Source organism: Maricaulis sp. (assembly GCF_030149515.1).
Taxonomy (GTDB): Bacteria; Pseudomonadota; Alphaproteobacteria; order Caulobacterales; family Maricaulaceae; genus Maricaulis.
On sequence record NZ_JASBRI010000026.1, the window covers coordinates 1 to 12667 of the forward strand.

Annotated in this window: 10 protein-coding genes, 1 tRNA gene and 1 pseudogene; 6 read left to right on the plus strand and 6 right to left on the minus strand. The window is 65.5% G+C overall.

Going from position 1 to position 12667, the window contains the following annotated elements:
* The 3 genes and pseudogenes from Q1U94_RS12345 to Q1U94_RS12355 all read right to left on the minus strand — a co-directional run.
* A pseudogene (locus Q1U94_RS12345) lies at window positions 1-2406 on the minus strand (hypothetical protein); the annotation flags it as partial.
* Between the two features lie 153 nt (window positions 2407-2559).
* Window positions 2560-2775: a hypothetical protein gene (locus Q1U94_RS12350; protein ID WP_300545123.1), complete on the minus strand. Its 216-nt coding sequence runs from the start codon at window positions 2773-2775 to the stop codon at window positions 2560-2562.
* A gap of 280 nt (window positions 2776-3055) precedes the next feature.
* On the minus strand, window positions 3056-4528 hold the full coding sequence (locus Q1U94_RS12355) for a sodium/proline symporter (RefSeq protein WP_300545125.1): 1473 nt from the start codon (window positions 4526-4528) through the stop codon (window positions 3056-3058).
* A 110-nt stretch (window positions 4529-4638) separates the two neighbouring features.
* Between Q1U94_RS12355 and Q1U94_RS12360 the strand changes: the two genes are divergently transcribed.
* The 3 genes from Q1U94_RS12360 to Q1U94_RS12370 all read left to right on the plus strand — a co-directional run bounded on the left by Q1U94_RS12360 (window position 4639) and on the right by Q1U94_RS12370 (window position 6865).
* The gene (locus tag Q1U94_RS12360; protein ID WP_300545127.1) at window positions 4639-5442 is read left to right on the plus strand and encodes an enoyl-CoA hydratase-related protein; all 804 of its coding nucleotides are present in this window, start codon (window positions 4639-4641) and stop codon (window positions 5440-5442) included.
* A 4-nt stretch (window positions 5443-5446) separates the two neighbouring features.
* Window positions 5447-6667, plus strand: a complete 1221-nt coding sequence (locus Q1U94_RS12365) for an acyl-CoA dehydrogenase (protein ID WP_300545129.1) — start codon at window positions 5447-5449, stop codon at window positions 6665-6667.
* A 107-nt stretch (window positions 6668-6774) separates the two neighbouring features.
* Window positions 6775-6865: transfer RNA gene (locus tag Q1U94_RS12370), tRNA-Ser, on the plus strand.
* Window positions 6866-6944: 79 nt separating this feature from the next.
* On the opposite strand, the gene Q1U94_RS12375 is transcribed toward Q1U94_RS12370, so the two are convergent.
* Together Q1U94_RS12375 and Q1U94_RS12380 are read right to left on the minus strand one after the other, a co-directional pair.
* Window positions 6945-7952 (minus strand): copper resistance protein B, encoded by a 1008-nt coding sequence (locus tag Q1U94_RS12375; RefSeq protein ID WP_300545131.1) that lies wholly within the window; start codon window positions 7950-7952, stop codon window positions 6945-6947.
* Window positions 7949-9643 carry a copper resistance system multicopper oxidase gene (locus Q1U94_RS12380; protein ID WP_300545134.1) on the minus strand — a complete coding sequence of 565 codons (1695 nt, stop codon included), beginning with the start codon at window positions 9641-9643 and terminating at the stop codon, window positions 7949-7951. Before Q1U94_RS12380 ends, Q1U94_RS12375 begins: the two co-directional genes overlap by 4 nt.
* A gap of 79 nt (window positions 9644-9722) precedes the next feature.
* Here Q1U94_RS12380 and Q1U94_RS12385 point away from each other — a divergent pair, with 79 nt between their 5' ends.
* The gene (locus tag Q1U94_RS12385; RefSeq protein WP_300545136.1) at window positions 9723-9992 is read left to right on the plus strand and encodes a metal-sensitive transcriptional regulator; all 270 of its coding nucleotides are present in this window, start codon (window positions 9723-9725) and stop codon (window positions 9990-9992) included.
* A gap of 131 nt (window positions 9993-10123) precedes the next feature.
* On the opposite strand, the gene Q1U94_RS12390 is transcribed toward Q1U94_RS12385, so the two are convergent.
* On the minus strand, window positions 10124-11167 hold the full coding sequence (locus Q1U94_RS12390; RefSeq protein ID WP_300545138.1) for an AraC family transcriptional regulator: 1044 nt from the start codon (window positions 11165-11167) through the stop codon (window positions 10124-10126).
* Between the two features lie 101 nt (window positions 11168-11268).
* Between Q1U94_RS12390 and Q1U94_RS12395 the strand changes: the two genes are divergently transcribed.
* Both Q1U94_RS12395 and Q1U94_RS12400 read left to right on the plus strand, forming a co-directional pair.
* On the plus strand, window positions 11269-11685 hold the full coding sequence (locus Q1U94_RS12395) for a hypothetical protein (protein WP_300545140.1): 417 nt from the start codon (window positions 11269-11271) through the stop codon (window positions 11683-11685).
* On the plus strand, window positions 11682-12512 hold the full coding sequence (locus tag Q1U94_RS12400) for a DUF2306 domain-containing protein (RefSeq protein ID WP_300545142.1): 831 nt from the start codon (window positions 11682-11684) through the stop codon (window positions 12510-12512). The genes Q1U94_RS12395 and Q1U94_RS12400 overlap by 4 nt, the downstream gene beginning before the upstream one ends.
* The last annotated feature ends 155 nt before the right edge of the window (window positions 12513-12667 follow it).

The window sequence follows — 12667 nt, forward strand, 5'->3', positions numbered from 1 at the left end:
CGAGGGGGCGTCGACATGGGAGATCCGGTTGAGCGCATCGTAGCTGTAGGAGAAGCTCTGGCCCGAGCGCGTGCGGCGCGTGGCCACCCGCCCGTAGGCGTCGTAGGTCAGCCGCTCGTAATCGCTCGAACTGGACGTGCCGCTGCCCTGGGTGGTGACCGGATAACGGGTGTCGCGCAGCCGGTCGTGGCTGTCATAGATATAGGTGGTGGTATTGTTCTCGCCGTCGGTGAGCGTCTCCACCTGGCCATTGTCCGTATAGGTCCAGGCCGCCTCGGTGGCGGCGGCGGAGGTACCATAAGCCATGACCACCGAGGTGCGGCGGCTGGACGTGTCGTAGTAGGTGCGCGCGATCCGGTCGGGTCCGAACGATCCCTGCGTATCCAGCGTGCAGGCCGATGAGGGCGGGCTGGCGAACTCGGACGGGTTCATGCGCCGGGCCACGCACTCTACCCGGCCGGCATTGTCGTAGGAGCGCTGGATCAGGGCATGCGTGGTGGAGCCCGTGATCGACCGGGCGTGCGTCATCCGGTGGGCGCTGTCATAGGTCACCGTCTGGCGCTCGATCTGGGAGAAACTGCCCCAGCTGCCATAACCGGAGACCGTACCGAACTCGACCTGGGTGACCTGATCGAGATCGTTGTAGGTGGTGCGCCGGGCCGGATGCGTCAGCAAACCGCCCGCATCCGGATCGGGCCCGATCTGCCCCACGCGCCGGCGCGCATCGTCATAGATGAAGACCGTGCGATTGCTGCTGCCGTGAAGCGGCGGATCGACTTCGGTGAGATTGCCGGTCGCGTCATAGGTGACGGTCGTGATCGCAATCAGCGAATTGTCGCTGCCGCGTTCGCTGACATAGGTCCGGTTGAGATTGTCGTAGCTGCCCGTCGTGTCGTAGTTGAGGATGGTGCGCATCTCGTCCGACGTGCCCGCGCAGGACGGCGTCTGGCCCGTGCGGCAGGTATAGATATTGGTCGGCAGATAGATCCCGCTCGGGGCCTGCACCACGCTGCCGGACGAATTCTTGTACCAGGCATAGCGCAGCGCATAGCTCACCCGCGTCTGAGGCCGCACACCGCCCACCGCCGGCTCGGTTGTCGTCAACAGTCCGCCATGGGTGGCGTTATACGTGAAATCGGTCCGGTTGCCCGCCGCATCCTCGATCCAGCTGGGCTGGTTGCAGGTCACCGGATTGGAGCAGGAGGACGGGTAGTTCGCCGTCATCGTCGTGATCGGGTTGGCGTTATTCTTGTCGCGCGCGACCACGGTGGTCACATTGCCGCGCCCGTCATAGGTGTAGTTGACGGAGTTGCCTTCCGGCGCCTCCACCCGCGTGACCCGGTAATTGCCGTCATAGGTGTATTCTGTACGGGCGCCCGAGGGCGTCTCCACCGCGGTCACCAGGCCCGTCGACAAATCCGTCTCCACCTCGGTCACACCCGCCCCGCCCGGCGCATCGATACTCGTCGTGCGCGTGCCGGAAACATCGGAGTAGGAATAGGTCGTCGTCAGGCCGTTCACTGCGGCCGTCGCGATGCGCCCAGAACCGTCATAGGTGTAACTCACATCGTCCGTGGAGCTGCCGGGATAGCGGATGGCGTCGATCCGGCCACTGGAATAGGTAAGCCGGGTCTGCCGGCCCAGCGTGTCAGTGTAGATGCGTGTGCCCGCCGAGGGTTCGGAAATCGTCAGCTGCGGCCAGTCCTGCGAGAAAGAGCATGTGTTGGCAGCATGTCCGCAGCGGTCGATCGCCATGTTAACCAGCGTGGCCTCGACCAGTGTGTTCCAGTCTTCAGCCTCCGCAAGCGAGCTGGCGTCGGCCCGGCCATAGCGCAAATGCAACTGATAGCCGCGTGTCGTCGTGACCGATTGCAGACGGGCATAGCGATATGTCTGGGGGTCGCCGAATCCCGGATCGACCACGATTTCTTCCACATCGTGCCAGTACTCATGCAGCTCGCCATTCGGGAAGGTGACCGAGCGGATCAAGTGGGTAACATCGTTGGAATACCCGCCATAAAGGACGGATGTGAGCTGGTAACGGTCAAAGACCGCCTCTGTCCCGTCGGCCAGCGTATAAGTCATCTGATTACCGCCGGGACCGGCGGTCAGCGTCGCGCCGTTGAGCTGCTCGGAGACGTATTGACTGCCATTCCAGGTGAAACGCTGGGTCGAACCGAACAGGGTCACATAGGTGCCGTTGTCGGAAACGATCGTGCCCCACTGGCTGTGGCGCCAGCTCCCGCCAACAAGTATCTGATAGTAGCTCAGCCCGCCCGAGGCCGATCCGATACTGATCGCCGGGGATGTGCCGTTGAATTGCCCTGTGGGCAGATCATTGCCCTGCTCGTCGATAGCCGGATAGGCCGGTGGCACGGCCCCGCCCCCGCTTTGCGCCAAGCTCACCCCGGACACCGCCACACACAGGACACATACGAGTGCCCAGGAAAAAAACGTCTGCCTCGTCATCGTCATCTCGGTTCGGTTGGAATGGGCCGGATCGGTTGGAAGGGAGGGGGCGGGTGCACGCCCAAAGACCTAAAGTCCGCCTGAGCGCCCTTAAGCCCCGGTCGTCTTCTTCTGGGTGCGGTTGTCGGCGTCGTCGTATTGGTATTCCCGCTTCACGCCGTCATTGGGCCCGCCGGAATGCTCCACCTCGACCACACGCCCCTGGGCGTCATAGCTGTAGGTGACAGTCTCCGACGCCCCGGCCGCACCGCCGAACAATACCGCGCCGCTCAGGGTGGCACTCACAAGCATCGCACGCTTACACATCTGGTTCTCCTCGTCGCAAGCTCCACAACGCCGGATGCGTCACGCCCGAAAGCTCGCGCTTAACGCGAACCTTGACGCGAGTGCGACATACAATCAAGGGGTGAAAACGCCATGATATAAAATTTTAACGGTAACAACTTCAGGAATGAAAGGCGCACTCTCGTGAGTTGCAATTCATCGTGCGCACCGCTTTTGCAGGGTGCGGATTATAACGGTCATGGCTGATGTTTTGCGTGGCTCGGGCCTACACCGCTTGGAAAAACCGGAACACGCTCCGCTTTCAGCCTCCTTGTCGCCCCCGTGCCCCCCAAACCAGCACCGCCAGCGCCGGCACCCAGGGGACCATGCGTTCGAACGGGTCTCCGGGCAGGCGGGCCCAGTCGGCCAGCACGCCCGTGACACCGGACAGGCCGGCCGGGTCGATCTGGCCGAGGGCGTTGAAGAAGACCGTCACGCCGAAGCCCAGGCACATCGCCGTGCCGACGGCCCAGGCCTTCGGCTCGAGGCCGAGCACACGCACCACGATGATCGGGCCGAAGGCCGCGCCCAGGGCCGACCAGGCGAAGAGGACGCGGGCGAAGATGGTGGCGGGCAGGCTGAGCGTCATCCACACGGCGATACTGGCAATGGCTGCCATGACGAGGCGCGAGACGAGAACTTCACGGCCCTTGAAACGGCGCGTGATGCGCATGTCGTGCGAGACCGCGGCCGAAGCGGACAGGAGGATGGAATCGACCGTCGACATCACGGCGGAGAGCACGGCCGCGATCACCAGCCCCGCCAGGACAGGCGGCAGCAGTTCGGCGGCCAGCGTGTAGAACAGCGCTTCCCCGTCGGCCCCGCCGCCCACCAGAGCCCGGCCGGCCAGGGCCAGGACGGTCATGCCGGTGAACACGGCCACGGCCCAGATAATGGCAATGGTGAAGCCGCGCATGCGGGCCGCCTCGTCCCTGACCGCCATCAGGCGCGAGATCAGCTGGGGCTGGCCCATCGCGCCGACGCCGACGCCCCAGACACCCAGCACGAAACCGATGAAGACGAAACCGGCATGTCCCCCGGTGATGTCGAGATAGCCCGCCGGCGCGGTTTCGCGCAGGGCCTGCGCAATGCCGCCGAAACCGCCCGCGGCGACAAGGGCCGCCAGCGGCAGCGCCACCGCCACCACCGCCATCAGCGCGCCCTGCAGCATGTCGGTCACGCTGACTGCCCAGAAGCCGCCGAGAATGGAATAGAGCAGCACGATAGCCGCCCCCAGCAGGACCGACTCGGTCACGCCCAGGCCGAACTGCGTCTCGAAGGCGACGGCGGCGGCCCCGAACTGGGCGGCAATGTAGAAGATGAAGCAGAACAGGATCATCAGCGCCGCGATCAGGCCGATCGCCGCGCGCGAGCGGTCGCCGAGTCCGGCCGTGAGGAAATCGGTCGGCGTGACATGGCCCTGGGTCGCCGTTTCGGCGCGCAGGCGCTTGCCGAACACAAGCCAGACCGCGACATAGCCGCCCCAGATACCCGGCACCATCCACAGCGCCGGCAGCCCGTTGACATAGACAAAGCCGGAAAAGCCCAGCAGCACCCAGGCCGAGGAGGTGGAGGCGGCATAGGACAGGCCCGCGACCCAGGCGCCCAGCCCCTGGCCGGCCAGGAAGAAATCGCCTTCGGTGCGATTGCGCCGCGAGGCCCACACGCCCACGCCGACAAGGACAAGCTTGTAGGCGACAAGCGTTGCCAGAACGATCCAGTTATCCCCGCTCATGACGGCCCTCCCCCGGCCCGGTGGCGAAATGCAGCTGGGCGCGTTTTCTGCCCTCGCCTCGAGGTCTAAGCTGGTTTGCACCCAACCACCAAGGCATCCCTTGAAAAGCGATGAGCGAGCGCGAGCCCTTCCTGATCCGGCATGATGGCGATGTCGCCAGCCTGGTCCTCAACCGGCCGGACCGGCGCAATGCCTTCACCGAAGCCATGTGGGCCAGCCTGCCCGGCCTTCTGGACACGCTGGCTGAGCGCTGCCGGGTGCTGGTCGTGCGCGGGGCAGGCGATCATTTCGCCTCGGGCGCCGACATTTCCGAATTCGAGGACATCTATGCCACCCGGGCGCGCGGCGAGGCCTATTCGGCCAGCATCGCCCGGGCGCTCGATTCGCTGGCGCGCTTTCCCCATCCCGCCATCGCGGCCGTGCGCGGCTCCTGCGTGGGCGGCGGCTGCGGCCTGGCGCTGGCCTGCGACCTGCGCTTTGCCGACACCACGGCCAGGATGGCGATCACGCCGGCGAAAATGGGCCTGCTCTACCCGTTCGAGGACACCAGGCGCCTGGTCGAGACGGTCGGCGCGTCCAGGGCCCGGGACATGCTGTTCTCGGCGCGGACCGTGGAGGCGGAAGAGGCCCTGCGGATCGGCCTGGTCGACCGGCTGGCGCCGCCGGACGCCCTGGATGGCGAAATCGCCGCCTATTGCACCCGCCTTATGGACATGTCGCCCGTCTCGGCCACATACACCAAGGCGATGATTGCGCGCGTCCTGGACGGCCAGGACCGCGACAGCGAAGAAACCCGGACCTGGTTCGCCGACGCGTTCGCAGGGCCCGATTTCAGGGAAGGCTACCGGGCCTTCCTGGAGAAACGAAAACCGGACTTCTCGCGCAGGGAAGCCGATAGCGAGGGGACGGACTGACACAATGAGCGATAGACCCGCACTCAAGGCCAAGGATGCGCCGGACCTGGCCGGTTTCGACTGGCAGGACCCGTTCCGCCTCGACGACCAGCTGAGCGAGGAAGAGCGTCTGGTGCGCGACACCGCGCAGGCCTATGCCCAGGACAGGCTGCAGCCGCGCGTGATCGAGGCCTTCCGCAACGAACACACCGATCCGGCCATCTTCCGGGAAATGGGCGAGAACGGGCTCCTGGGCTGTACCCTACCGGAGGAATACGGCGGAGCGGGTCTGGGCTATGTCGCCTATGGCCTGGTCGCGCGCGAGATCGAACGGGTCGATTCGGGCTATCGCTCGATGATGTCGGTCCAGTCCTCCCTGGTGATGTATCCGATCTATGCCTACGGCTCGGAGGAGCAGCGCCGCAAATACCTGCCCAGGCTGGCAACCGGCGAATGGATCGGCTGTTTCGGCCTGACCGAGCCGGATGCCGGGTCCGATCCCGCCGGCATGAAGACGCGGGCGGAGAAGATCGAGGGCGGCTACAGGCTCACCGGATCGAAGACCTGGATCTCCAACTCCCCCATCGCCGACGTATTCGTGGTCTGGGCCAAGTCCGACGCGCATGACGGCAAGATCCGCGGCTTCGTGCTGGACAAGGGCATGCCCGGCCTGTCCGCCCCCAAGATCGGCGGCAAGATCTCCCTGCGCGCCTCGATCACCGGCGAGATCGTGATGGACGGGGTGGAGGTCGGCGAGGACGCCCTGCTGCCGCATGTTTCCGGCCTCAAGGGCCCGTTCGGCTGCCTCAACCGCGCGCGCTACGGCATTTCCTGGGGCGCGATGGGCGCCGCCGAGTTCTGCTGGCATGCGGCGCGGCAATACGGGCTGGACCGCAAACAGTTCAACAAACCCCTCGCCCAGACCCAGCTCTACCAGAAGAAGCTGGCCGACATGCTGACCGAAATCTCGCTCGGCCTGCAGGCCTCCCTGCGGGTCGGCCGGTTGATGGACGAGGCGAAGGCCGCCCCGGAAATGATCTCCATCGTCAAGCGCAATAATTGCGGCAAGGCGCTGGAGATCGCCCGCCATGCCCGCGACATGCATGGCGGCAACGGAATTTCCGAGGAATACCAGGTGATCCGCCACATGGTGAATCTGGAAACCGTCAACACCTATGAAGGCGCCCACGACGTCCACGCCCTGATCCTGGGCCGCGCGCAGACCGGGCTGCAGGCGTTTTTCTAGTCGACGCCCGCCGGGCAGGCGGGCGCGAGGCGTCCGCCTGCATCGAATGACGTTTTTGCGGCACCTCGCCCTTGATGCGCCCGCGCGCGCATTCTAAACCCGCCGGTGGAGAGGTGGCCGAGTGGTCGAAGGCGCTCCCCTGCTAAGGGAGTGTGCGTCAAAAGCGCACCGTGGGTTCGAATCCCATCCTCTCCGCCACTCCGCATAAATTCGTGCCGTTCCGTGTTTCTGCCTCGGGCCTCGATGAGAGCCTCGCCAATTCGGGATGTTGAGCGTCCTAGAACCAGGCACGCAGCCCGACCAGTATACTCAGGCCTTCAGGGTCTTCGCCCTCGGCGCGGACAAAGTTCGCGGTCTCGCCCAGCCGCGCCTCGTATTCAAGGCCGATATAGGGCGCCAGTTCGCGTGCAAACTCGTAGCGCAGGCGCAGACCCGATTCGATCCGGGTCACTCCTGAACCGAGGTGGTCCCCGGGAATGTCCTGGGCGGAGAGCGCGACTTCGATGCGGGGCTGAAGAATCAGGCGCTGTGTAATTCTCTGATCGTATTCACCCTCGATCCGGGCGGTCAGATCGCCACGGTCCGAAAGATACAGCGCGCCATCGACATGGAACATGTAGGGCGCAAGACCCTGAATGCCGATAACGGCATGGCTGCGCGACACGGGTTCGGGATCGAAGCGGAGCCCCGCCTGCATATCGAAGAAGGGACTGATCGCGCGACTATAGAGCGCCTGCAACTCGGCCTCCTCCAGTGCGCCGCCATATTCCCCCTCGCCCTCGGCCTTGACGACGAAACGCCTCAGATCGCCACCATACCCGCCCTGCGCGTCCCATACGTAGCCGTCCCCGCCGCCATCGGCGGGGAAGCGCATCTCCATGCGTTCAACCAGGACCATCCCGGTTTTCATGCCACCATTCTCGCGGGCGAGCTGGCGCCGGCTCTGCGCCATCGTCTCCTCACCCCATATCGCGTCCGCGGCGTGGCGCGGTCCGGCGAATGCGCGCGGCGGCACGGAACTCTCGGGCGCGGCAGTCGGCACGGAACGCTCCGGAACGCCGTGCCCCATCGAGCCGTGAGCCAACGGGTCTTCCGACTCGCGTTCGGCCGCTTCCGCGGCAGACGGGCACTGATGGGGGAGCATGTGCCCCATGGCGCAATGGTCCATCTCCGCCCGGGCATCGACGCCGTCCGCCCGCCGCTCCCGCTGGTGTGCAGAATGGTCCTGCGCGGCGGCAGGAGAGGCGAACAGCGCTACCGGCAATAGCAACAGGGCGCGCATCATCGGACAGGATCCTGGAACGGACGCACGGTCACCACCTGCATCATGCCGGCGTGCATATGGTAGAGAAGGTGGCAGTGAAAGGCCCAGTCTCCCGGCTCGTTGGCGGTGAGATCGAAGGTCGCCGTCCCGCCCGGCTGCACGATCAGCGTGTGTTTGAGCGGCTGGTGCGCGGGGTCAGCGCCATTCACGAGCTCGAAGAAGTGCCCGTGCAGGTGGATCGGGTGCGCCATCATCGTGTCGTTGACGAGTCTCACCCTGACACGTTCGTCGAAGCCGAAGCGGATCGGGTCGTCGGTGACAGCGGAGAAACTCCGGCCGTCGAACGACCACATATAGCGTTCCATATTGCCGGTGAGGTGGATTTCCATCTCGCGCTCGACTTCGCGATGCGGGTTCATGCGTCTGGCCCTGAGATCGGTGTAGCGCAGCACCCGGTGCGGGACCGAATCGAGACCCAGTCCGGCATAATCCATCCTGTCGACAGGCATCGCGGACACCATGTCTACGCCAGGACCGGCCTCCACATCCGCAGGGAGCAGCGAGGTCTCGCGCATGCCATGGCTCATCCGCGAATGATCCATGCTGCCGTGTGCACCGTGATCCATACCCCCCATCCCCATGTCGACCATGGAGAGGGTCGGCACTTCGCGAAGCGGCGGCGGCACGGCGAGATGGCCGGCACGACTCGTCAGGCTCGCAACCCCCATGCCGGACCGGTCCATGGCCTCCGCGACAAGGGCGTGGCTTCCGTCGGGCGGCGCCACGATCACGTCGTAGGTCTCGGCGACACCGATCTGGAACTCGTCGATCTCGACATCCTGGACATCCTGCCCGTCGGCCTGAATGACCGTCATCGGCACGCCCGGAATGCGGACGTTGAAGAAGGTCATCGCCGAACCGTTGATGAAGCGCAGCCGGACGCGTTCGCCCGGCTCGAAGGCGAACTGCAGCCGGTCGGCTGGCCCGTGCCCGTTGATCAGATAAGTGTAGGTGACACCGGACACGTCGGATATATCGCGGGGATTCATGCGCATGCCGCCCCACATGATCCGCTCGCTGAGAGGCATGTCGCCTTCGGTCGCAGTCAGCATCTGCCGGTTGAAATAGTGCTCGCCGACTTTCAGCTTGCGCATGATCTCATGCGGCGGAACCGGCGTGAACTCCGACAGCAATACAACGTAATCACGATCGTAGCGCCGGTCCGGCCGGTCGCTTTCGATGATGATCGGGCCGTAGTGCCCGGCCTGTTCCTGCAAGCCGGAATGCGAATGCCACCAATAGGTGCCGGTCTGCCGGACCGGGAACTCGTAGGTGAAGGTCTCGCCCGGACGGATGCCGGGGAAGCTGACACCGGGCACGCCGTCGAACTGGAACGGGACGAGCAGACCGTGCCAATGGATCGAGCTGTCCTCATCCAGGGCGTTAGCAACGTGAAGGCGTGCGCTTTGCCCTTCGCGCAAGCGGATAAGCGGCCCCGGCACGGTTCCATTGACAGCGACGGCGTGTCCCGGCCGCCCGCCTGTCGCAAAGCGGTGGTCTGCGATCCGCAGGTGGATGTCCTCTCCCGAAAGCTCCGCGAATCCCTTCGTGGCATGGGTCAGGGACCGTCCGCTCGCCCAGGCCGGCATGGGCAAGGACGCGGCAGCAAGGCCTGCGGCACCGGCGGCGAATTTGCGGCGAGTGATTTTCATTATCTTGAACAAGACCTTGTCAATGCAAACCGATCCTCTCAATATACCCCTACAGGGTATCGGAACAAGACGGGTCGGAATGGGTCGCGCACACAGCACCAAAATCAATCGGCTGAACCGCATCGCGGGACAGGTGCGTGGCGTCGCGCAGATGATCGAGGACGATCGCTATTGCATCGACATCCTGCACCAGATCCAGGCAATCAAGGCGGCGCTCGCCAAGGTCGAAAGCCTGGTGCTGAAGGACCATGCCGCCAGCTGCATCGGCGCGGCCATCGCCAGCGGTGATGAAGCCGAGCAGCGGCAGAAATTCGAGGAACTGGTCGAGCTGTTCGAGAAGCGACGATGAAGCGGCCGCCTGTTTCTACCGTATGATGGCGGGGCGGCGTTGTGACATCAGGTGGAAACCGCTGTGCAAGTGCGCTGGCGGAAGGGTCCTTCCGCTCCGCCGGGTTTCCGGGACTCACCGCCCGCCAGAGCCTAGCCGTCCGCGCTGCACGTTCCGAGGCGGTACCGGGCCGGACTTTGGCCGGTCCAGCGCTTGAAGGCGCGCGAGAAGGCTGCGGCGTCGGAAAAGCCGGTCAGGTAGGCGGTCTCGGCTACGGAGGTCCGGCCGGACCGGAGGTAGAGCTCCGCTGCCCGGCGTCGCACGCCGTTGAGGACGTCCGAATAGGTCGTGCCCTCCTCGCGCAATCGCCGGTACAGTGTGGGCCGGCTGACCCCCACGCTCCCGGCCGCCTGGTCCGCGCCGAGCCTGCCGGTGTGAAGGCGGCTGACCAGCCAGTGCTCGAGGCGGCCGCGCATCGTTTCCGGCGTATCGATGGCCTGCAGCAGCGCGTCGGCCCGGTCGGTGAGGACGCCGAAGACATAGCGTGGCGACCGGGCCACAGGCCAGCCGGCGATATCCGGATGCAGATGCAGGGCATTGCGGCCGGCGCCGAATGTAACAGGGCACTGGAAAACGGTTTCGTAGACATCGCCGTGGGCCGGGCGGGGATGGCTGACCTCAACGCCCAGCACATGCGGTTCCGGCAAAAACCGGCGCGGTCCGCAGATCAGGCGGGCAAAGGCGATCTCGGTGAGTTCCGGGATACTCGTTTCCGGCGGCGATGTGTCGACCATGAACAGGGTCCCGCCCTCGGCCTCGAGTTCGAACCGGGGGGCGGTGGATGTCCCTCCCGCTTCCGAAACGGCCAGGCGGCTGTAGCGCTGCAATTGCCGGAAGGCTTCGCCCATGGTGCCACTGGCTTCCATGATCAGGCCGACGATGGACAGGTCCGCCATGCCCACATCGGCTCCCCACCGCAGCGCCAGCGCCGGATCCGATATCTGACGGCAGGCACACCGGATCAACGCCAGATAGGCCGGGAGCGGCACGCGCGCGTCCGGATCGTCGCCTGGAGCGGTCGCCAGACCTGCTTCCGCCAGCAGGCGCTCGCGCCCGGCGCCGCGGCTCGCGGCGTATTCGATCAGACCCGCCACCAGGCCGGCCGCGACACTGCCTTCTGTTGCCATCTTGGTCATGTGAAACCGAAAATCATGCGATTGGGACGATCGATCATGGCGGGCCGACCGCCGGCTGGCTAGCACGGTGGGAACCCAATAACGGAACACAGGTTTTCGCCATGCCCCTTTCTCCCCTGCGCACGCAACTGCTGCGGGCCTGCTATTTGCTGCTGGCGGCCGGTCTTGCGGCCACGGCGCTTGTCCCCCTGCTTCAGGGCCAGTCCCAGGCCCCGTTGATGGACGGCGTCGTCAACGCGCTTCTCGCCGCTCTCGGCCTCCTGGCGATTGCGGGCCTGTTCGCGCCGGTACGGATGATCCCGCTCCTGGCGTTCGAGGTGTTGTGGAAGACATTGTGGGTGATGTCGGTCGCTGCCCCGCAATGGGTCGCCGGCGGCATCGACGCAGAGGTACACGAGACGCTGTTCGCGTGCGCATTTGCCATCCCCTTTGTCGTCATCATCCCCTGGCGGCACTGGCTGACACAGCTGCACACGCCGGAAGCGGCCACAGCACGCCGCAATGGAGCAAGCGCATGACCGGTTTGCCACGCGGCACGGGTCAGCCCGCCTGCCGGATCTGGATCATCGCCACGGGCCTCGCCTTGCTGGCCGGCGGCGGCGCAGCAGCCGACCGCCTTGTCGTCGACGAGGGTGCGCCGCTCGTCATCCACCTGGGTGCGGCCGCCCTGCTCTACACCCATATCGCAGGCGGCGCGATCGGGCTTCTTGCCGGAGCCGCGGCCATCCTGACGCCCAAGGGCCGTCCCCTGCACAGGGCAGCCGGCCGGATCTTCTTCTACGCCATGTTTGCGTCCTTCCTGGTGGCGGCGGTCGTTGCGCCTTTCCTGGAGGCCGGCCAGAGACCGAACACGATTGCCGGCATCTTGTCGCTCTACCTGCTGTTGACATCCTGGCTGGCCGCGCGTTCGAACGGCGCGGCGACGGGACGGCGCGAAGCGGTCTCCGCGATCATCGCCCTTCTCGTGGCCGGCGGCGGCGTCTGGTTCATGATCGAGGCCTCGCAGGCTGCATCGGGCACGATCGGTCAGACCCCGCCGGAAGCCTTCATCGTCTTCACGGCATTCGGCCTGGCCGGTGCCGCCGGAGATCTGGGCATGATGCTACGGCGAAGAATGACGGGACCTGCCCGCATTGTCCGCCACCTGTGGAGAATGTGCGCCGCCCTGTTTATCGCGGCCGGATCCTTCTTCCTCGGACAGGAACAGCTTCTGCCCGATGCGATCAGGGGGACGGTCTGGCAGTTTGCACCGGTGTTTTTTCCTCTGGCGGCAATCGCCGTCTGGTCTGTCCTGGCACGGCTGCCGCGACGCCCGAGAGCCTCGGTCCGCCCCGCGGCGGACTAGGATCGGCCTTCATTGTCACCAAGCACCATTTCGAACGGGACGCCTGCACAGACCGCGTGCCCCCGACCGGTCCGGATCGAACCCGGTTTACAACCGGTTGCTCTCGCAAAAGGGGGGGTGAGCCATCAACAGCTCACCCCCTGATTAGCCCTGCG

What these genes read in the sequence shown, in the direction of transcription:
- Q1U94_RS12395 (WP_300545140.1), top strand. Translation starts at nt 11,269, where the DNA reads ATGCCCCTTTCTCCCCTGCGCACGCAACTGCTGCGGGCCTGCTATTTG.
- Q1U94_RS12350 (WP_300545123.1), bottom strand. Translation starts at nt 2,775, where the DNA reads ATGTGTAAGCGTGCGATGCTTGTGAGTGCCACCCTGAGCGGCGCGGTA.
- Q1U94_RS12380 (WP_300545134.1), bottom strand. Translation starts at nt 9,643, where the DNA reads ATGAAAATCACTCGCCGCAAATTCGCCGCCGGTGCCGCAGGCCTTGCT.
- Q1U94_RS12385 (WP_300545136.1), top strand. Translation starts at nt 9,723, where the DNA reads ATGGGTCGCGCACACAGCACCAAAATCAATCGGCTGAACCGCATCGCG.
- Q1U94_RS12400 (WP_300545142.1), top strand. Translation starts at nt 11,682, where the DNA reads ATGACCGGTTTGCCACGCGGCACGGGTCAGCCCGCCTGCCGGATCTGG.
- Q1U94_RS12375 (WP_300545131.1), bottom strand. Translation starts at nt 7,952, where the DNA reads ATGATGCGCGCCCTGTTGCTATTGCCGGTAGCGCTGTTCGCCTCTCCT.
- Q1U94_RS12360 (WP_300545127.1), top strand. Translation starts at nt 4,639, where the DNA reads ATGAGCGAGCGCGAGCCCTTCCTGATCCGGCATGATGGCGATGTCGCC.
- Q1U94_RS12365 (WP_300545129.1), top strand. Translation starts at nt 5,447, where the DNA reads ATGAGCGATAGACCCGCACTCAAGGCCAAGGATGCGCCGGACCTGGCC.
- Q1U94_RS12390 (WP_300545138.1), bottom strand. Translation starts at nt 11,167, where the DNA reads ATGACCAAGATGGCAACAGAAGGCAGTGTCGCGGCCGGCCTGGTGGCG.
- Q1U94_RS12355 (WP_300545125.1), bottom strand. Translation starts at nt 4,528, where the DNA reads ATGAGCGGGGATAACTGGATCGTTCTGGCAACGCTTGTCGCCTACAAG.